Origin of the sequence: Yersinia sp. 2541 StPb PI (genome assembly GCF_052217145.1) — a bacterium.
GTDB lineage: Bacteria > Pseudomonadota > Gammaproteobacteria > Enterobacterales > Enterobacteriaceae > Yersinia > Yersinia enterocolitica_E.
In genome coordinates, this window is record NZ_JAZGQB010000001.1 from 2,169,287 (window position 1) to 2,188,928 (window position 19,642).

Here is a 19,642-nt window from a genome sequence, read left to right on the forward strand (position 1 = left end):
GCCTGCCGGAGGGCAAAAGATGAACAATAATCCCGCCCGTTCACGTGCAGGTGTAGTATTAACGTCACTGGTTAAAATTATCTTTACTGTTGCATTGGCCTATGGCCCAGCCAGTGCGGCTGGCTTGATAGTAAAGAGTGTGAGTCGCAAGCCCCTGCGTTGGTTGCTGCTGATGCTGCTCGAGCCAATGTTAAAACGCGCAATGCAGGCAGCTGCTGGCCAATTTGCCAAGGAGAAGCATGAAACGACTGCAAAATGAGATCACGTCTTTGGTTAATCGTGGGATGGATCGCCATCTGCGATTAGCGGTAACCGGCTTGAGCTGCAGCGGGAAAACTGCCTTTATTACTTCGTTAGTGAATCAATTACTTCATGTCCACAGCGGTGCACGTTTACCGCTGTTTTCGGCTGTGCGCGAAGAGCGGCTACTGGGTGTAAAACGGGTACCGCAGCGTGATTTGGGTATTCAACGTTTTACCTATGATGAAGGATTGGCGTCTTTATATGGCACCCCGCCAAACTGGCCAACCCCAACCCGTGGTGTCAGTGAAATTCGCTTAGCATTGCGCTTTCGTTCTGGTGATTCGCTTTTGCGCCACTTTAAAGAGACATCGACACTTTATTTGGAGATTGTCGATTACCCCGGTGAATGGTTACTGGACCTGCCTATGTTGGAACAGGACTATTTAAGCTGGTCCCGCCAGATGGCTGGTCTACTACAAGGGGATCGCGCACAGTGGGCCAAACCTTGGCTAACATTGTGTCAGCAGTGTGATCCGTTAGCACCGGCAGACGAAAACCAGCTAGCGGCCATTGCACAGGCCTATACCGATTATCTTATTCGCTGCAAGAATGAAGGCCTGCATTTCATTCAACCCGGGCGGTTTGTCCTGCCTGGTGATATGGCTGGTGCGCCTGCACTACAGTTTTTCCCGTGGCCGGAGGTGAATGAACTGAGTGAATCACGGCTGGCGCAGGCGGATAAACATTCCAATTTGGGTATGTTACGCACCCGTTTTAGCTATTACTGCAACTCGGTGGTGAAAGGTTTTTATAAAGAACATTTTGTCCGATTTGATCGACAAATTGTGCTGGTGGATTGTTTGCAACCTTTGAACAGCGGGCCGCAGGCATTCAACGATATGCGCCTGGCTCTGACACAATTAATGCAGAGTTTCCATTACGGAAAACGAACGTTATTCCGTCGCTTATTCTCGCCGTGTATCGATAAGCTGATGTTTGCGGCGACTAAAGCGGATCACGTGACGGCGGATCAACACGCGAATCTAGTATCGTTACTCCAGCAATTGGTGCAGGAAGCCTGGCAAAATGCTGCTTTCGAAGGGATCAGTATGGATTGTGTTGGGCTAGCATCGGTACAGGCGACAGAAAGTGGCATAGTCGAACATCAGGGGCAAAAAATCCCTGCATTGCGTGGCCATCGCCTACTGGATGGTGTACCGCTGACGGTATTCCCGGGGGATGTCCCGGCGCGTTTGCCTGGTCCGGCATTCTGGCAGCAACAGGGTTTTCATTTTGATGAATTTCGTCCACAAGCGGTGAATGTTGATAGCCCATTGCCCCATATTCGGCTGGATGCAGTGATGGAGTTCTTATTGGGAGATAAGTTGCGATGAGTGAGCCGTTGAAACCACGGATAGATTTTGAACAGCCTTTGCAGCCTCTTGATGAGCCAGTATTAAAAGCAGCACAGGCTTTTGATCAACAAACCGCGGAGAACTTCTACCCTGCGGCACCTGAACTAGACGCTGAAGATGAAGAAGGGCGGGTGGAAGGGTTGGTGAATGCTGCGCTGAAACCCAAACGCAGTCTGTGGCGCAAAATGGTGACGGCCGGACTGGCACTCTTTGGTGTCAGTGTAATTGCCCAGTCAGTGCAATGGGTTAATCAGGCTTGGCAGCAGCAGGATTGGATAGCACTGGGGGCAACGACTGCCGGTGGGCTGATTGTGGTGGCCGGAGTTGGTTCGGTGTTGACCGAGTGGCGGCGCTTATACCGTTTACGCCAGCGGGCACAAGAGCGAGATATCGCCCGTGAACTCTTGGTGAGTCACGGTATCGGGCAAGGGCGCACCTTTTGTGAAAAACTGGCGCGTCAGGCCGGACTGGATCAAGGGCATCCGGCACTGCAACGTTGGCAGGCGTCCTTGCATGAGACGCATAACGATCGAGAAGTGGTTGAGTTATATGCCAAACTGGTACAGCCAGCACTGGATAATCAGGCACGGGCAGAAATTAGCCGCTACGCTGCTGAATCAGCATTAATGATTGCGGTCAGTCCTCTGGCGTTGGTGGATATGGCCTTTATCGCCTGGCGTAATATTCGTCTGATTAATCGTATTGCTGCTTTGTATGGTATCGAATTGGGATATTTCAGCCGAATTCGGTTATTCCGCTTAGTGTTACTGAACATTGCTTTTGCCGGGGCTTCCGAATTGGTACGAGAAGTGGGTATGGACTGGTTGTCACAGGATTTGGCCGCGCGTTTATCGGCTCGTGCGGCGCAAGGGATCGGGGCGGGGCTACTGACCGCCCGACTGGGTATCAAAGCGATGGAGCTATGTCGCCCGTTGCCATGGCTGGATGGTGATAAACCTAAACTGGGAGATTTTCGCCGCCAGTTGATTAGCCAATTGAAAAATACGCTGCCGAAAAAAGACCAAGCTAAGCCATAGCCGGTTGGCTATTTCAATCGCGGATCGAAGGCGAAGGAGAGTGTTTTAGCGGTACTCAAACAGGTCTGAAAATCTTTGTGGCGTGGGTTGACCAGCATATTGTGTTCTGATGGCACCAGTGTGGACGGGACCAGTAATCCAATTGATGATTCTGATGCCAACCACTCGGTGCCGATATCCATCGTAGCGACAGGTGCGGGGTCGTTACGCCAGTCAATGGGCCAATCCTGTGGCTGTAACAGCATGATATTGCTATCATCAATCTCAATTTGAAATAATTCAAACTCACTGAGTGTTGAGCTGTCTTGAATATGCACCAGTGTTTCCAGCATTGCCAGTGACACACTACTGGCTAAATAGATGGCAGCGTGGCCTTTATGATTCCAGCGGCCGCCATAGATTTCAGCGCCATAGCCGGTCCAGGTTGAAGCAAGATAACGGCGCATCACAATGCGATAGAGCATCATAAGTATTGCCCCGTCGGGTTGCTAGTAATTGTGAACTTATCCATGTCATCTTCCCTATACAACTTTTATCCTTCCTGGCACTCAGCTATGAAAATACACCGTGTTCCAGCCGGCCAATTAAATCACAGATTTCTAGCGCGCCGGTTTCGGTCTCCAACAGTGAGTCAGGGCTGCGATGCCCAAGCCCCTTAATTGGCGTCGACATCCAGACGATGGCTTTGCCTTTATCACCACCAAATAGATCAACGGCGGCATCCATTACTCGCACGAAACGCGCAATTCGCTCGCTCTCTTCCGGTGTGAAACGGCCATCATGGGTGCGTCTGCGGGTTAGACTACGGCTGGGAATACCGGTAGCACGCAATACTTCAGATTTAGGTATGGACGCCCAGAGATGGATGCTATCGATGACATCGACAGAAAAACCCAATTTGATGCTATCCACCAATACCGTGCCACGACTGGCCGGCAAACCAATTTCACGCCAGAGCGCCCCTGCCTTGGTTGTGGGGGTAGGCTGATAAGCTCTCATGTAACCTCCTCGGTCATATGGCTACCTCTACTATAGCCAGTTGGCCGATGGAATGCAAAGTGTCACCTCACCTTGACGAAGGGACTGATATAGTCAGGCATTATATTATTCTGAATTATTCTTATAAAAACTAATAACTCGCTAGATGTATGGCGCACAGGCGCTGAAAATCTTACCTTGCTAGTATTGGTCGGGAAAAAAATCAGCAAAAACCCGATTCCTGTCAACTTTTGCTGACAGACTGCTTCATCAGCAAGGGGGGACAGGGTATTATCATAAGCAGAGACTCCGCACCTGCACTATATAAGGTCGATACTGATGCGCTTGGAAGTTTTTTGTGAAGACCGACTCGGTCTCACCAGAGAGTTACTTGATCTCTTGGTTTTACGCAGCATTGATTTACGGGGGATCGAAATTGATCCGATAGGGCGTATTTACCTGAACTTTTCTCAACTGGATTTCAGTGTATTCAGTGCTTTAATGATGGATATTCGACGTATCGAGGGGGTAACAGACGTTCGAACCGTCTCCTTTATGCCATCAGAACGTGAACACCGCGCGCTGCGAGCGTTACTTGAATCGATGCCAGAACCGGTATTCTCCATTGATTTAAGAGGTAATCTTGAGTTAGCGAACCCTGCGGCCCGTGAGCTTTTCTCCCTTCATGAGGAGCGTATTCGCCACAAAACTGCCGGCAGCCTGCTCGGGGGATATAACTTTGCCCGTTGGTTTGAAGGGGGGGAAACCGCGCCTCATACCGAACGGGTGTTGATCAACAATCAGGATTACCTGATGGAGATAACCCCCATCGAGCTTGAAGACGAGCATCAGCAGAACCAAACAGTGGGTGCAGTGGTGATGTTAAAATCCACGGCGCGCATGGGTAAACAGTTACAAATCTTATCAGTTAACGATGATACTGAATTTAAACAGATTGTTGCCACCAGCGTTAAGATGCGCCAAGTGCTTGAGCAAGCCCGTAAATTGGCGATGCTGGATGCCCCCTTGCTATTGGTCGGTGATACCGGTACTGGTAAAGATCTCTTGGCTCACGCCTGTCACTTGCGTAGCCCGCGCGGGAAAATGCCTTTCCTTGGCCTTAATTGTGCTTCAATGCCGGACGATGTGGTAGAAAGCGAGCTATTCGGCTATGCAGCCGGGGCTTACCCGAATGCCATCGAAGGTAAAAAAGGCTTCTTTGAGCAGGCGAATGGTGGCTCGGTGCTACTGGATGAAATCGGCGAAATGTCGCCGCGCATGCAAATCAAACTGTTGCGATTCCTAAACGATGGTACCTTCCGCCGTGTCGGGGAAGAACATGAAGTGCATGTCGATGTTCGGGTTATTTGCGCCACGCAAAAGAACCTGGTGGAGTTGGTTCAGCGTGGTGAGTTTCGTGAAGATCTCTATTATCGCCTTAATGTGCTGACTATCACCTTGCCACCATTGCGTGAGCGTCAGGCTGATATCATGCCACTGACCGAATTGTTCGTTGCCCGCTTTTCGGACGAACAAGGCGTGCCACGGCCGAAGTTGGCTCCTGAACTGAGCAGTTTTCTGACTAATTATGGTTGGCCCGGCAATGTACGGCAGTTGAAAAATGCCATTTATCGCGCTCTGACCCAATTGGACGGTTTCGAACTACGGCCCCAGGACATTATCTTGCCGGAGTTCGAAGTTGAAGCCGTACTGGGGGACGAAGTGCTTGATGGTTCGCTTGATGACATCAGCAAACGCTTTGAACGCTCAGTGCTGACCCGTCTTTATCGTAATTATCCCAGTACACGTAAATTGGCCAAGCGCCTTGGCGTCTCGCATACCGCGATTGCCAACAAGTTGCGCGAATATGGTTTAAGCAGTAAGCGGCCAGTCAGTGATAACAGCGAAGAAGAGTAAGCAACAGAGCAATACGTTGCTATAAATGGATTGTATTAAAAACGGATTGTATTAAAAAACGGCTGTACCCAGATGGGCCAGCCGTTTTGAGTTAATGCTCCGGTTTAGTTAAACCCAAGTTAACCAGTTACTTCAATGCTGCCAGGGCGGCATCATAGTTTGGTTCAGTGGTGATTTCATTAACCAGTTCACTGTAGATAACGTTATCTTGCCCATCCAGAACCACCACAGCACGCGCAGTCAAACCAGCCAATGGGCCTTCGGTAATGGCCACACCATAAGCTTGTTTGAAATCGGCGCCACGCAGCGTTGATAAGGTCGTTACGTTGCTCAGGCCTTCAGCACCGCAAAAGCGTGATTGAGCGAATGGCAGGTCAGAGGAGATACAAAGAACGACAGTGTTCTCAAGTTCGCCAGCCAATTGATTGAATTTACGTACCGATGCCGCACAAACGCCGGTATCAATACTTGGGAAGATATTCAGGACTTTACGTTTGCCAATGAAGCTGCTCAGGGCAACATCAGATAAATCTTTCGCAACCAAAGTAAAGTCTTTTGCTTTATCGCCAGCTTGTGGCAGTTGACCTGCAACAGTCACTGGATTGCCTTGAAAATGTACGGTCTGTGTCATTATTTGATCCCTTTTACAGATGTGTAACACGAAGTTCAGTTTAAGGTAACAATGGCGGCTTGGATATGAGAAATTTGCTAAATAATTGAGATTTCGCTTACGTTAGGTTCTAACGTCTGATACTCAAACCCGAATTTTGCCAAGGAGCCATAATTGAGAACAATGCGTTTCTACCCTGAGGCATGGCCTTTACATTCTGCGTTTGTTATTTCCCGTGGTAGCCGCACAGAAGCCAAAGTGGTGGTCGTCGAGATTGAAGAGGACGGCATCCTGGCTTGCGGCGAATGTACGCCATATCCACATTATGGTGAAAGTGAATCATCGGTCATGGCACAGCTCGCCTTGGTTGTTAATGCCATAGAAGGTGGCATTTCACGGCAGGATTTACAGCCGCTATTATCCGCAGGGGCCGCCAGGAATGCGGTGGATTGTGCACTGTGGCAGTTGGAATGTTTACAGAGCCAGCAAAGTTTGTGGCATATGAGCCAGACAACGGCTATTCCCCATATTTCAATGGCTCAAACAGTCAGTATCGGCACGCCAGAAGCGATGGCGTACAGTGCCAGTGCATTGGCACATCTTGGCGCCAGATTGTTGAAAATAAAACTTGATGACCATCTTATTGCTGAGCGTTTAGTGGCGATCCGCAGTGCTGCGCCAGAAGTGACCTTAATCGTGGATGCCAATGAATCCTGGCAAACCGAAGGGCTGGTTGCCCGTTGCCAGTTACTGGCAGATTTAGGTGTGGCGATGCTGGAACAGCCGCTACCGGCCGGTGAAGATGATAGCTTGCAGAATTTTATTCATCCGTTGCCGATTTGTGCTGACGAAAGCTGCCATACGCGGGCGGATTTAGCCGGACTGGTTGGCCGCTATGACATGGTAAACATTAAACTGGACAAAAGTGGCGGGTTAACCGAAGCGTTATTGCTAGCCGAGCAGGCAAAATCACAGGGATTTGCCATTATGCTCGGTTGCATGTTGTGTACTTCCCGCGCCATACGAGCGGCCTTGCCACTGGCACCGGGCGCGCGGTTTGTTGATCTCGACGGCCCGACATGGTTGGAACAGGATATTGAGGGTGGGTTGCACTTCTCAACAGGGGCGATCGATTTGTCGGTTTAATCCGCCAACGTGAGTAAATCCACCAATGCAGCCAGATAACATTCACTGGCCGCATCGGCGGAAATTGGCGGTAATTCTGCGGTGATACACGGCAAATTGCGATCAGCGCACCAGCTACCAAATGACCCCGGTGTGGCGTAACCGACACTGTTAACGAGCGGTAATGCGAAATTGGCTGCCAACCGAGCCCCTAGCACAGAGCTATCAGGGTCTTCAATGCAGGCCAGCGGCTCATGGAATGAGACGACCCAGCGGGGAGCAAGTTGCTCAATCAAGGCGCATAAAGCTTGTGTTTCTGGCTCTGAACCTGCGTGTTCGCCCGTCAATAACCGGACATCACGTGCATCAGCGGCACTGTTCCAGCGATAAACCGTCTCGCCTGGTTGCCAGTTTTTTGCCGGGAAATTGCGATTAAGATCAACACCATTGGCATTAGCACGTAACCCTAATTGGCAACCATCCGGGTTCACTGCTAATACCACATGATGGCGCTGTTGTTCCGGGGCAATAGTGCGTAACGCGCAGGAAAGGGCAACAATGGCCGCACTTTCATCGCCATGGGTGCCGGCGATAATCAACCCGGTGTTCACAGATGACGTGGGGGCAGGGAAGTAAAGCAGCGGTGCCCCCAGCAGCGATTGGCCGTAGTGTTGGCCTAAGGTGAACAAATTTCCTCGTGCTGAACGAGGTCGATATTGAGTCATAATGTTCTCTGTTATCCTGAACATATTTATAATACTTTCAACATAGCATTTAATATTATTTCTTTGAATCAATAAGTTATTTTTGATGCTGATGGCAATGGTTCAGAGAACCATAAAGGCTAACGTCAGTCGCTGATTGTATTGTTGAATGCAGTTTACTTTTGATGTTGCCGTGGTGAGCTATATTTTATCATCGTCAGTATAGGGTTTAATCTGCTAGTTTATATCGACAACGTGTTGAGTTGATGTTGAAGCTTTACTGTTTGATTTACTTTAAATAAATAGATCTAGAAATAATGATGCGTTAAATTTACACACACAGTAACCCCAAGGTCATGGCTGAATATTACCTACATAGAATATGTTGGTACGCGCTGTGAGTAGTTAACGTTATGAGCAGTCAGGGGCTGCTTTCGCTGACATGGACAACAACGATAAGGTTATCGATTATGCGCTATTTCCGTTATGCATTGTGTGCCGCATTAGTGGGCACCGCGTTGGGCGCAGCAAATGCTGCTGATGTTCCTGCGGGTACCGTATTGGCAGAAAAACAAGAAATCGTTCGTCATATTAAAGATGAGCCAGCCTCCCTTGATCCGATGAAAGCCGTGGGGCTCATCGAGGCTCAGGTCGCGCGTGACCTGTTTGAAGGCTTAGTGAATCAGGATGCTCAGGGCCAAATAATTCCCGGAGTGGCATTAAGCTGGCAAACAACAGATAACCAAACCTATATATTTACTTTACGTAAAGACGCTAAATGGTCTAACGGCTCACCGGTCACTGCACAGGACTTTGTTTACAGCTGGCGTCGATTAGTTGACCCTAAAAGTTTATCTCCTTTTGCCTGGTTCGCTGAATTAGCGGGGATGGAGAATGCACAGCAAATTATTTCAGGGAAAATGTCACCCGACACGCTAGGGGTGAGTGCTATTAATAATCACACCTTAAAAGTCAAACTCAGTAAACCAGTACCTTATTTCCCAAGTCTGACAGCAAATTTCAGTTTATTCCCGGCACCCCAGTCTGTTGTTGAACAATATGGTAATGATTGGACCAAAGTCGGTAATCTGGTAGGCAATGGCGCATTTAAATTACAAGATAGAGTCGTCAATGAGAAATTGGTCTTAGTACCGAATGAACATTATTGGGACCATGCGCATACGGTGCTGACCAAAGTAACGTTTATTCCAATTAATCAGGAAGCAAATGCCACTAAACGTTATCGTGCGGGTGATATTGATATTACAGAATCATTCCCGAAAAATTTATATCAGAAGTTGCTAAAAGATATTCCTGACCAGGTTTATACGCCTGATCAGCTAGGAACCTATTATTACGCCTTTAATACGCAACGTGCACCAACCAATGATATTCGCGTACGTAAAGCATTATCTTATGCGATAGATCGTAAAATCATTGCTGAAAAAGTATTAGGTACTGGAGAGAAGCCAGCTTATCACTTTACGCCTGATGTTACTGCTGGCTACCATCCGGTTGCAAATTTATTGCAGCAGCAAGATCAGGATGAATTGAACGCACAAGCCAAAGCATTGCTGCATGCTGCGGGCTATGGCCCTGATAAGCCGTTAACATTATCCCTCTTGTATAATACCTCTGATAATAATCAGAAATTAGCCATTGCCATTGCTTCTATGTGGAAGAAAACATTGGGTGTGGATGTCAAAATGATTAACCAGGAATGGAAGACATATATTGACAGCCGTAACACCGGTAATTTTGATGTGGTTCGTGCGTCATGGGTCGGTGACTATAATGAGCCGTCTACCTTCCTGTCACTGCTGACATCCACACACAGCGGAAATATCGCGAAATTTAATAGTGTAGATTATGATAAGTTACTCAATGAAGCGGGTAAACAGACCAATGCTAAAGCACTGAGTGATGATTATAATAAAGCTGAACAGATTATTGCCGAGCAAGTACCTATCGCACCTATATATCAATTTACCAATGGCCGTTTAATTAAGCCGTGGGTGAAAGGTTATCCAATCACTAACCCTGAGGATGTGGCATACAGTCAGACGATGTATATCATCAAACACTAAAGCTGGTGTATTTCTGACAGTTAGGCCGCCAGTATTAATTGGCGGCTTTTTCTATTTTTTTAATTTGCTCTCAGTGGTGATGAGATAATTAAATCTATCTGGTCACTTTATGTTTAGATCATTTTACTACATTTAACATTGCGTTTTCTTAGTGTCAGACGGTTCTGTTATGGCTGCGGCGAGCTATCCTGGTTCATCACCTTTAAAGATCGGGTGGCTAGCGCTACACTGAGCTAATTGCATGATAAATTCCGAAATAGAGGATGTTGTTGTGGATGTAGTCGAAGGGAAAGCACTTCAAGTCTCTGATGCGGTTTATGCCTATCAACTCGATGGTAAAGGGGGGGTGACGTCAATAAGTGTTGATGCGGTCGCCACAGCGGAGCAGCCTTGCTGGTTGCATCTGGATTATACCTATCCGCAAAGTGCAGCCTGGTTGCAAAATACACCCTTACTGCCAGAGGTGGTGCGTGATGGTCTGGCGGGGGAGAGTGTGCGTCCTAAGGTCACCCGGCTGGGTGATGGCACGATGATAACCTTGCGTGGTATTAACTTTAACACCGATGCCCGTCCCGATCAGTTAGTGACGATTAGGGTCTATATCACAGACAAATTGATCGTCTCAACTCGCCATCGTAAGGTTTACTCCATCGATGATGTACTAAATGACCTGCAAAGCGGCACTGGCCCGACAGACAGTGGTAATTGGCTGGTGGAGATTGTCGATGGCCTGACCGACCATACCAGTGAGTTTATCGAAGACTTACACGACAAAATTATCGATCTTGAAGATGATTTACTGGAGCAAAAAATCCCCCAGCGTGGGCAAATGGCATTATTACGCAAGCAGCTAATTGTGTTACGCCGCTATATGGCACCACAACGCGATGTATTTTCTCGATTGGCCAGCGAGCGTTTGCCCTGGATGAATGATGATGATCGGCGTCGAATGCAGGAAATCTCAGAACGGCTGGGCCGTGGATTAGAGGATTTAGATTCAAGCATCGCCCGCACGGCAGTGCTGTCTGATGAAATTAGTTCATTAATGGCTGATGCGATGAACCGGCGGACCTATACCATGTCGCTTTTGGCAATGGTCTTTTTACCGACGACCTTTTTGACCGGTTTGTTTGGGGTCAACCTTGGTGGGATCCCCGGTAATACCGACTCTTTTGGTTTTGCGACTTTTTGCATGATGTTGGTGGCTTTGGTGTTAGGTGTTGCCTGGTGGTTAAAGCGCAGTAAATGGCTCTAATAATGAAGCGGTAGGCGCGTAAAAGAGTGTGCCAGAGATAGGGTTAATCACTGCAAAATTGAGCCACATCAAGATTTGATGGTAATGACTCAGGCATTATCACTGTGCAGGTGAATGCAACGTCAAGCGATGGGCGTTGCGCTCCATATTTGTAATACTTTTATTTTGAATTACTGCATAGCACATAATTGTTACGATGCCGATGTTGTCTCAACATCGGCATTTTTTTTATGCATTTTTAGCAAGATATTTAATTCCTTTCAACCTGCTCAGGGTTGCTGCAATTTCTACTGTTTCATGGATGCATAAACTTACGTATAATAACGCTTTACTTTTTCACTCGGAATTAGTCGCTCTGAACGTTATTAGAGACCTGATAAGTATTTATGAATCAAGAAGATACAAGAAAAGAAACCCTTGAGTTCAATAAACTCCAGAAGCGCATTCGGAGAAATGTCGGCAACGCTATCACCGATTACAACATGATCGAAGATAATGACGTTGTAATGGCATGCATGAGTGGTGGGAAGGACTCGTTTGCAATGTTGGACATCCTGCTCGGCCTACAAAAGGTTGCGCCGATCAAGTTCGATGTTATTGCGGTAAATTTAGACCAAAAACAGCCTGGTTTTCCTGAGCATATTCTGCCTGAGTATCTTGAAAGCCTTAATATCCCTTATTATATTGTGGATAAAGATACTTATTCGGTTGTTAAAGAGAAAATACCTGAAGGTAAAACAACCTGCGGGCTATGTTCTCGTCTACGCAGAGGAACATTGTATTCATTTGCGGAGAAGATTGGCGCTACAAAAATCGCGCTCGGTCACCATATGGATGACATTGTTGAAACGCTATTTTTGAATATTTTCCATGGTGCACGCATGAAAGCGATGCCGCCAAAATTACGTTCTGACGATGGACGTAATATTGTTATCAGGCCGCTGGCATATTGCCGCGAGAAAGACCTGATTAAGTATTCTGAGTATAAAACTTTTCCAATAATTCCATGTAACCTGTGTGGTTCGCAGGAGAATTTGCAACGCCAGGCGATTAAAACCATGCTAGGCGAATGGGATAAAAAAGATCCGGGCCGGGTTGAGAGTGTATTTAAGTCAATACAAAACGTAAGCCCAAGCCAGTTAGCTGACCGTAACCTTTTTGATTTCGTCAACCTGCCGTTAGATCGTGACGGGGATAGGGAAGAGTACGCGTTTAGTGAAGCAACGGTTTCTTCTACCAATATCAATAACGCCCTGTATATAGATGTAACCAATCTCTGATTTTATTTATCTATTAAGTTAACGCGGTAATATCACCTTTGACCCATTCTGCTATTCCCCCATTGATTTATGGGGGAATACTCAGTACGAGAAGAACAATAGAATAGGGTGCCCCCAGAATCAAAACCCGCAGTACAACGCCCCGAATGAGGCGTTGTTATCCTGCTGATAAACGATGTTGATACTGAGTGGACTTATTCCTCAGAGGCGGTTTTTTCTGTTTTCCCTGCCAGTAAGCTCAGGAAGTCGTAGCGTTTTTTCAAGTCTTTCTCCGCCGCCGCGTACAACTGTGCCGCCACCTCCGGCTCTTGGGTATTGAGTCGGCGGAAACGTTGCTCATTCAGCAGTGTGGTGGTCAGGTCACTGCTTGGTGGGCGGGAGTCCAATGCCAAGGCCGCTTTGCCTTCGTCAGTGCGGCGTGGGTCAAAGCGGTATAGCGGCCAGAAACCGGTGGCGGTTAATTGCTTCATCTGGTCATGGCTGTAGGCCAAATCATAACCATGCTCCTCACACGGACTGTAAGCGATAATCAGCGATGGGCCAGGATAAGCTTCCGCTTCTTGAATGGCTTTTACCGTCTGATTGAGCTGCGCTCCCAGCGAAATCTGGGCAACATAGACATGGCCATACATCATCATACTGACGCCTAAGTCTTTGCGCGCCTTACGTTTGCCATGCTCACCAAATTTAGTGACCGCCCCGAGCGGGGTCGCTTTAGATTGCTGGCCGCCGGTGTTGGAGTAACACTGGGTATCGAGCACCAGCACATTGACGTTTTCTGTTAGGCTCAATACATGGTCAAGTCCACCAAAACCAATGTCATATGCCCAGCCATCGCCACCAATCAACCAGATGGATTTATCGACTAAATAATCCGCATCGGTTGCCAATTGTTGAGCATCATTGCCTGGGATGTCACGCAATAGCTGACGCAATTGAGAGACTTGCTCACGGCGTACTTCTGGCGTGGCATCCTGAAGAATTAACTGATCGACCAGCTCTTGCGGTAACTGTGGTGCCAGTTGGTTGATTAGGCGAGTTACCCGCTGACGATGCTGATCGACGGTGAGGCGGAAGCCCAGACCGAACTCGGCATTATCTTCGAACAGTGAGTTAGCCCATGCCGGACCACGACCATCGGCGTTGGTGGTATAAGGCGTGGTAGGTAGATTGCCGCCATAGATTGATGAGCAACCGGTGGCGTTGGCAATTAATAGACGATCGCCATATAACTGGGTCAACAGCTTAATATACGGTGTTTCGCCACAACCCGAACAGGCTCCAGAGTATTCAAACAGCGGGGAAATCAATTGTGACGTACGGATATCAATACGTTCCATTTGGGTTTTATCGATTTCCGGCAATTTGAGGAAGAAGTCATAGTGTGTTTTTTCTTCCACCAGGTGCTCCAGCCGTGGTTGCATGTTGATGGCTTTGATTTCAGGATTCTGGCGATCTTTGGCCGGACAGACTTCATAGCACAGGTTACATCCGGTGCAATCTTCCGGCGCAACTTGTAACACATACTTCTGCCCACGCATATCACGGGCTTTGACATCGAGTGACTGCAAGCTGTCAGGTGCACCAGACATAGCCTCTGGCGGTACCACTTTGGCACGGATTGCTGAGTGTGGGCAGGCGGCAACGCAGTGGTTGCACTGGGTACAGAGGTCGGGCTGCCAGATAGGAATATTTTCTGCAATATTGCGTTTTTCCCACTGGGTCGTACCCACCGGCCAGGTTCCATCAGGCGGGAAGGCTGATACTGGCAGTGCGTCCCCCAAACCAGCCAACATGGTTGCGGTAACTGTTTTGACGAAATCAGGTGCTTGATCGGAGACGATCGGTGGCCGCATCGGGCTATTTTCATTAATCGGTTGTAGCGGGATTTCAATCAGTGCATCAAGGGTCGCATCCAGCGCCTGCCAGTTGCGCGTGACAATTTCTGGCCCTTTATTACTGTAGCTACGATCAATTGCGGCCCGCAACTGCTGTTGCGCCATCGCAGTGGGTAAAATCTGTGTCAGATGGAAGAACGCCATCTGCATCACGGTATTAATACGAGCGCCCAGTTTGCATTCACGGGCAATTTTGGCTGCATTGATCACAAACAGCCGTGCATTGCGCTGGTGCAATACGGCCTGCACTTCTTGTGGTAGGCGAGACCACATTTCGTCTGCACTGAATGGGGTATTAATCAGGAAGATACCACCCGGTTTCAGCCGTTCGGCCATTTGGTAGATATCAATAAACTGCAACTGGTGGCAACCGACAAAATCGGCGTGGCTGACCAAATAGGCGGAATTGATCGGAGTTTCACTGACGCGCAAGTGCGAGACCGTCAGGCCACCCGCTTTTTTCGAGTCATAAACAAAATAACCCTGTGCATACAGTGAGGTACTGTTGCCGATTATCTTGATGTTGTTTTTAGTGGCAGAGACCGAACCATCACTGCCCAGGCCATAGAACAGCGCCTCCAGTGTGGCGCGTTGTTCTATCTTTTCGTCAGTCAATGGCAATGACAGACCAGTAACATCATCAAAAATCCCTACGGTGAAACGTGGACGAGGCAAATCCAATGTCAACTCTTTGAAAATGGCGAGAGCACAATCAGGGCCAAACTCCTTGGAAGACAAACCATAACGACCACCAATCACTTTCGGTAATGTGGCGCGTTCGCCACGGCTATAGGCTTCAGCCAATGCGGTCATCACATCAAGATAGAGTGGCTCGGCCAGTGCACCCGGTTCTTTGGTGCGATCCAACACGGCCACTTTTATTACTGATTGGGGTAAGACACTCAACAGCTGCGCCGCAGAGAAAGGGCGGAATAGACGCACTTTAAGCACGCCGACTTTTTCGCCGCGCGTCAACAAAGTATCGATCACTTCTTCGCAGGTGCCGATAGCGGAACCCATTAAGATAATGACACGCTCTGCCTGTGGGTGGCCGTAATATTCAAATGGTTTATATTCGCGCCCAGTGGCCTCGGCAAAAGCGGCCATGGCATCAGCAACATGCTGATAGGTGTTGTTATACCAAGGGTTGGTCGCTTCACGCGACTGGAAATAGGTATCAGGGTTGGCAGAGGTACCGCGCACAACCGGACTCTCCGGTGACAGCGCTCGGCTGCGGTGGCCATCTATCCCTTTTTGCGGCAATAATTGGCGTAGCGTGTCATCATCGAGTGGCACAATTTTATTGATTTCATGTGAGGTGCGGAAACCATCAAAGAAATGAATAAATGGAATGCGACTATTGAGCGTCGCTACCTGTGAAATCAGGGCGAAATCCTGCGCTTCTTGCACGCTGCTGGCGCACAGCATGGCACAACCGGTCTGGCGCACGGCCATAACATCGGAGTGATCACCAAAGATGGATAAGGCATGAGTCGCAATGGTTCGGGCTGCAACATGCAGTACGAAAGGGGTCAGTTCACCCGCTAACTTATACAACGTGGGGATCATCAACAGCAATCCCTGCGAAGAGGTAAAGGAGGTCGACAGCGCGCCAGTTTGTAGTGCGCCATGCACAGTGGCAATGGCGCCGCCTTCTGACTGCATTTCAACCACGCGGGGAACGTCTCCCCAAATATTGACTTTACCATCACCTGACCATGCATCAGCAAGCTCTGCCATGGTAGAACTGGGTGTAATAGGGTAGATAGCAATAACTTCGCTGGCGCGATAGGCCACAGAAGCTACTGCACTGTTACCGTCAGTAGTAATCATTAATTTATACCTTCACATTGCTTGTCACGCAGAGACCAAAGTAGTAATGGGTGCCTCTGACGGTTAACGAATTATTTGAACTAATACTGAAATTCTAGCAGAGTGCATTTTTGTCAGTTATCGAGTTTGTGTGGCTGGGGGGCTAAATGCTTTCAGTTAAAATGCAGAAAATAAGCCAGTAGCGCAGGCAAAGCTTATATAGATGTTATTCGGATAATAATTATTACAATTAGAAAACTATTTATTGCACTGCTCAGATATCGCTTGGTGAAGCAATACCTATGGGTGCTTTTGTAAAATAATTGTGAAACTGAATTAGATTTAATGAACATTTAATATGGGACGGGCATAATGTTGACCCAATACTGAAATGAGAAAATGATGATGAGCGGTTTCATGTATTTAATGATGGCAATTGTTGCCGAAGTGGTGGCTACTACGATGCTGAAAGCATCTGATGGGTTTACCCGATTGGTACCCTCAATTGTGGTGGTTATTGGCTACGGCATTGCATTTTGGGGGCTTTCGCAGGTGGTTAAAACCATGCCATTAGGTATCGCTTATGCCATCTGGTCAGGGTTGGGTATTGTTTTGGTGTCGATCGCCGCTACCTTTATGTACCAACAAAAGCTTGATTGGGCAGCCATTGCCGGGATGACGCTAATCATTGCGGGGGTTATGGTGATTAATCTGCTGTCTAAGACACCCATGCATTAATCACGCCTGTAGGATACAGGCGGAACTCATCTATTAGCGCGTTATCGTGGTGGGGCGGGATAACACGCTAATGAGTGATGGTCGGTATCACTGAAAGGTAGGACAACGTCCTTTTCAACTATTTAATGTCTAATTGATGTATGCCATCAATAGACAATAACGTCTCATAAAACTGATCGAGACTTTTTCTAGGTGACAAGGTCACTTCCATGGTCAGTTCACAATCGGTATCCTTCTCTTCACGTTTTTGTACCACTGACAGGTTAATTGGCCGCAGTCGCAGTTTTTGCAATGCGACCAGAATAAGTGGCACACTTTCGGGTAATAGTTTGATCGAGACATAATGGTGCTGGCCAAGCAGGCGATTACTCAATTGGCGGAAGATCTCCAGTACCACCAGTGTCATTAGCGTGCCATAGATGCCAATTTCATACAGGCCGCTACCAATCACCAGGCCGATAGCCGCTGTTACCCACATACCGGCTGCGGTTGTTAGGCCTTTAACCATCTGCTTTTGAATCATAATCGTCCCGGCTCCCAGGAACCCCATGCCGCTGACAACCTGTGCTGCGACTCGACTAGGGTCAAAACTGACGTGTTCCAGTGTCAGTAAGTCCTCGAAACCGTATTTTGAAACAATCATAAACATGGCACTGCCGATGCCAACCAGGATATGAGTACGCAATCCTGCTTCTTTTGACCGCAATTGACGTTCAATACCTATTAACCCACCCAGCAATCCGGCAAGGGCTATTCGTAGCAGTAAATCAGTGATCATAGTTATTCCCGTTTTATTTTTATCCAAATCGTAGGTAACTGATTCTCTATCTAATTAGTCTCGGTTTGGTTATTTCGCCAAATTTTTAACAGCAAACTACCTTGATAATTCGGCTATTCACCTTGTTACAGGTTAAGTTTAATTATCGAATTTGCGCTTATTTATGTTGTGTTTTAATTATAACAGATATTATATAAGCCAATTAGCGTAGACGAAATTGCATTAAACAATAGATTTATGCCTTTCTCATGCCGGAGCAGAAGAATGAAAGTATTATCAATGTTTGTGGGTGGCGCTGTGTTCTTTTTAGCCGCCTGTAGCAGCAATGACCCAACGGATACAGCTTTAAATAATGTTGATGCCTATGAACCCGTGCAACAAGCCACCAGCGCCAGTGTCCACCATAATATTAATATGGCCAATCCGGCGGCAGTCAATTGTGCCAATGCCGGTGGTGTATTAACCATTGCCAAACAACTCAATGGTGGCAGCGTAGGGATGTGTCAGTTACCCGATGGTAAACGTTGTGAAGAATGGGCGTTAATGCGCGGCGCTTGTCCGGCACGTTGATACCCGCCATCTTTCAAGTCTCAGGTGTATTGGCTACTTCTGTTTGCCGCCTGCCTGTGCTCGAAATCTATTGGGTATCCCATGCTGCCGCTTGTTATAACGTATAAATAATCAGGCGGTAATAATATTCGGGCAGGGTTCACCCTTTTTCAACTGGGCAATATTCTGCATTGTGGTGGCCGAAATACTGGTCAGCGCCTCTTCGGTCAGAAACGCCTGATGCCCGGTAAATAACACGTTATGACAAGAAGATAAACGGCGGAAAACATCATCCTGAATCACATCGTTGGATTTGTCTTCAAAGAACAGGTCACGTTCATTTTCATACACATCCATGCCGAGCGAACCTATTTTTTGCTGTTTTAGGGCATCAATGGCTGCGGTAGAGTCAATCAGACCACCTCTACTGGTGTTGATGATCATTACACCGTTTTTCATTTGATCAAATGATTGTTTATTAAGCAGATGATGGTTTTCCGGTGTCATCGGGCAATGCAAGGAAATAACATCAGATTCAGCATATAGCGTTTTGAGATCGACATATTCAGCACCCAGTTCCAGAGCTTGCGCACTTGGATAGGGGTCAAAAGCGAGCAGACGCATACCAAAACCCTTCAGAATGCGCATGGTTGCCACACCAATTTTACCGGTACCGATAATCCCGGCAGTGCGGTTATGCATATTGAAGCCGATCAGTCCTTCCAGCGAGAAGTTGGCATCACGGGTGCGCTGATAAGCACGATGAATTCGGCGGTTAAGGCTCATCATCATACCCACAGCATGTTCAGCGACCGCCTCAGGTGAATAGGCAGGGACACGAACTACCTGAATTCCCAGTTCTTTCGCGGCTTCCAGATCCACATTATTGAAACCAGCGCAACGCAACGCTAGAATCTCGACGCCGACACTTTTCAGTTCTTCCAATGTCGCACGACAACCATCATCGTTGACGAAAAGACAGACCGCATCACAGCCAGCAGCCATTTTTGCTGTTTTTGGCGTTAACAGAAAATCGAAAAACTCTAATTCAAAGCCAAAATCTTTGTTGACCAATTCGAGGTATTTACGGTCATACTGTTTAGTACTGTAAACGGCTAATTTCATCGCGATATCTCCGCTAAAATATTGTGATCAATCTAACAGATTTGAATAAATCATACAATTTGCCACAATAATAAGTTAAATAGAGCACTTG

17 protein-coding genes are annotated in these 19,642 nt (G+C 47.7%); 10 read left to right on the plus strand and 7 right to left on the minus strand.

The genetic code is table 11. The features are described 5' to 3' along the window. Positions 1 to 19 precede the first annotated feature (19 nt). The 3 genes from pspD to V1953_RS09675 are packed head-to-tail and all read left to right on the plus strand — an operon-like array spanning position 20 to position 2,695. Entirely contained in the window at positions 20 to 259 is a 240-nt protein-coding gene (gene pspD / locus V1953_RS09665; protein ID WP_083158769.1) for a phage shock protein PspD, read from the plus strand. Further along, a complete protein-coding gene (locus tag V1953_RS09670) occupies positions 240 to 1,637 on the plus strand; it encodes a YcjX family protein (RefSeq protein ID WP_442850854.1) in 1,398 nt (465 codons plus the stop codon). Before pspD ends, V1953_RS09670 begins: the two co-directional genes overlap by 20 nt. Further along, on the plus strand, positions 1,634 to 2,695 hold the full coding sequence (locus V1953_RS09675) for a YcjF family protein (RefSeq protein WP_083158771.1): 1,062 nt from the start codon (positions 1,634 to 1,636) through the stop codon (positions 2,693 to 2,695). The genes V1953_RS09670 and V1953_RS09675 overlap by 4 nt, the downstream gene beginning before the upstream one ends. Before the next feature lie 8 nt (positions 2,696 to 2,703). Here the strand turns inward: V1953_RS09675 and V1953_RS09680 are convergent, their stop codons facing one another. Together V1953_RS09680 and V1953_RS09685 are read right to left on the minus strand one after the other, a co-directional pair. Next, positions 2,704 to 3,162, minus strand: coding sequence for an RES family NAD+ phosphorylase (locus tag V1953_RS09680; RefSeq protein WP_083158772.1), 459 nt, complete (start codon positions 3,160 to 3,162; stop codon positions 2,704 to 2,706). 85 nt (positions 3,163 to 3,247) lie between these two features. Beyond that, positions 3,248 to 3,694: a DUF2384 domain-containing protein gene (locus V1953_RS09685; RefSeq protein ID WP_083158773.1), complete on the minus strand. Its 447-nt coding sequence runs from the start codon at positions 3,692 to 3,694 to the stop codon at positions 3,248 to 3,250. Positions 3,695 to 4,012: 318 nt separating this feature from the next. Here V1953_RS09685 and tyrR point away from each other — a divergent pair, with 318 nt between their 5' ends. Further along, positions 4,013 to 5,590 carry a transcriptional regulator TyrR gene (gene tyrR / locus V1953_RS09690; protein ID WP_083158774.1) on the plus strand — a complete coding sequence of 526 codons (1,578 nt, stop codon included), beginning with the start codon at positions 4,013 to 4,015 and terminating at the stop codon, positions 5,588 to 5,590. 127 nt (positions 5,591 to 5,717) lie between these two features. On the opposite strand, the gene tpx is transcribed toward tyrR, so the two are convergent. Then, a complete protein-coding gene (tpx, locus tag V1953_RS09695) occupies positions 5,718 to 6,221 on the minus strand; it encodes a thiol peroxidase (protein ID WP_083158775.1) in 504 nt (167 codons plus the stop codon). Between the two features lie 153 nt (positions 6,222 to 6,374). On the opposite strand from tpx, the gene ycjG reads away from it, so the two are divergent. Then, a complete protein-coding gene (ycjG, locus tag V1953_RS09700; RefSeq protein WP_083158776.1) occupies positions 6,375 to 7,346 on the plus strand; it encodes an L-Ala-D/L-Glu epimerase in 972 nt (323 codons plus the stop codon). Here the strand turns inward: ycjG and mpaA are convergent. Continuing rightward, on the minus strand, positions 7,343 to 8,050 hold the full coding sequence (gene mpaA / locus V1953_RS09705) for a murein tripeptide amidase MpaA (protein ID WP_083158777.1): 708 nt from the start codon (positions 8,048 to 8,050) through the stop codon (positions 7,343 to 7,345). The two genes, ycjG and mpaA, sit on opposite strands and share 4 nt — an antisense overlap. 449 nt (positions 8,051 to 8,499) lie before the next feature. Here mpaA and V1953_RS09710 point away from each other — a divergent pair, with 449 nt between their 5' ends. From V1953_RS09710 to ttcA, 3 genes are all read left to right on the plus strand, one after another. Beyond that, positions 8,500 to 10,116 carry a peptide ABC transporter substrate-binding protein gene (locus V1953_RS09710; RefSeq protein WP_442850855.1) on the plus strand — a complete coding sequence of 539 codons (1,617 nt, stop codon included), beginning with the start codon at positions 8,500 to 8,502 and terminating at the stop codon, positions 10,114 to 10,116. A gap of 271 nt (positions 10,117 to 10,387) precedes the next feature. Continuing rightward, a complete protein-coding gene (gene zntB / locus V1953_RS09715; protein ID WP_083158779.1) occupies positions 10,388 to 11,371 on the plus strand; it encodes a zinc transporter ZntB in 984 nt (327 codons plus the stop codon). Between the two features lie 386 nt (positions 11,372 to 11,757). Next, the gene (ttcA, locus tag V1953_RS09720; RefSeq protein ID WP_083158780.1) at positions 11,758 to 12,651 is read left to right on the plus strand and encodes a tRNA 2-thiocytidine(32) synthetase TtcA; all 894 of its coding nucleotides are present in this window, start codon (positions 11,758 to 11,760) and stop codon (positions 12,649 to 12,651) included. A 194-nt stretch (positions 12,652 to 12,845) separates the two neighbouring features. Here the strand turns inward: ttcA and nifJ are convergent, their stop codons facing one another. Further along, a complete protein-coding gene (gene nifJ, locus V1953_RS09725) occupies positions 12,846 to 16,382 on the minus strand; it encodes a pyruvate:ferredoxin (flavodoxin) oxidoreductase (RefSeq protein ID WP_442850856.1) in 3,537 nt (1,178 codons plus the stop codon). A gap of 384 nt (positions 16,383 to 16,766) precedes the next feature. Here nifJ and V1953_RS09730 point away from each other — a divergent pair, with 384 nt between their 5' ends. Then, positions 16,767 to 17,099, plus strand: coding sequence for a DMT family transporter (locus tag V1953_RS09730; protein WP_083163615.1), 333 nt, complete (start codon positions 16,767 to 16,769; stop codon positions 17,097 to 17,099). A gap of 118 nt (positions 17,100 to 17,217) precedes the next feature. Here V1953_RS09730 and V1953_RS09735 read toward each other — a convergent pair whose 3' ends face one another. Then, positions 17,218 to 17,877 carry an MgtC/SapB family protein gene (locus V1953_RS09735; protein ID WP_083158782.1) on the minus strand — a complete coding sequence of 220 codons (660 nt, stop codon included), beginning with the start codon at positions 17,875 to 17,877 and terminating at the stop codon, positions 17,218 to 17,220. A 264-nt stretch (positions 17,878 to 18,141) separates the two neighbouring features. Here V1953_RS09735 and V1953_RS09740 point away from each other — a divergent pair, with 264 nt between their 5' ends. Further along, the gene (locus V1953_RS09740; protein ID WP_083158783.1) at positions 18,142 to 18,447 is read left to right on the plus strand and encodes a putative hemolysin; all 306 of its coding nucleotides are present in this window, start codon (positions 18,142 to 18,144) and stop codon (positions 18,445 to 18,447) included. Positions 18,448 to 18,558: 111 nt separating this feature from the next. Here the strand turns inward: V1953_RS09740 and V1953_RS09745 are convergent, their stop codons facing one another. Continuing rightward, complete coding sequence (locus V1953_RS09745; RefSeq protein WP_083158784.1) at positions 18,559 to 19,551, minus strand: 2-hydroxyacid dehydrogenase; 993 nt, start codon at positions 19,549 to 19,551, stop codon at positions 18,559 to 18,561. Positions 19,552 to 19,642: the final 91 nt, after the last annotated feature.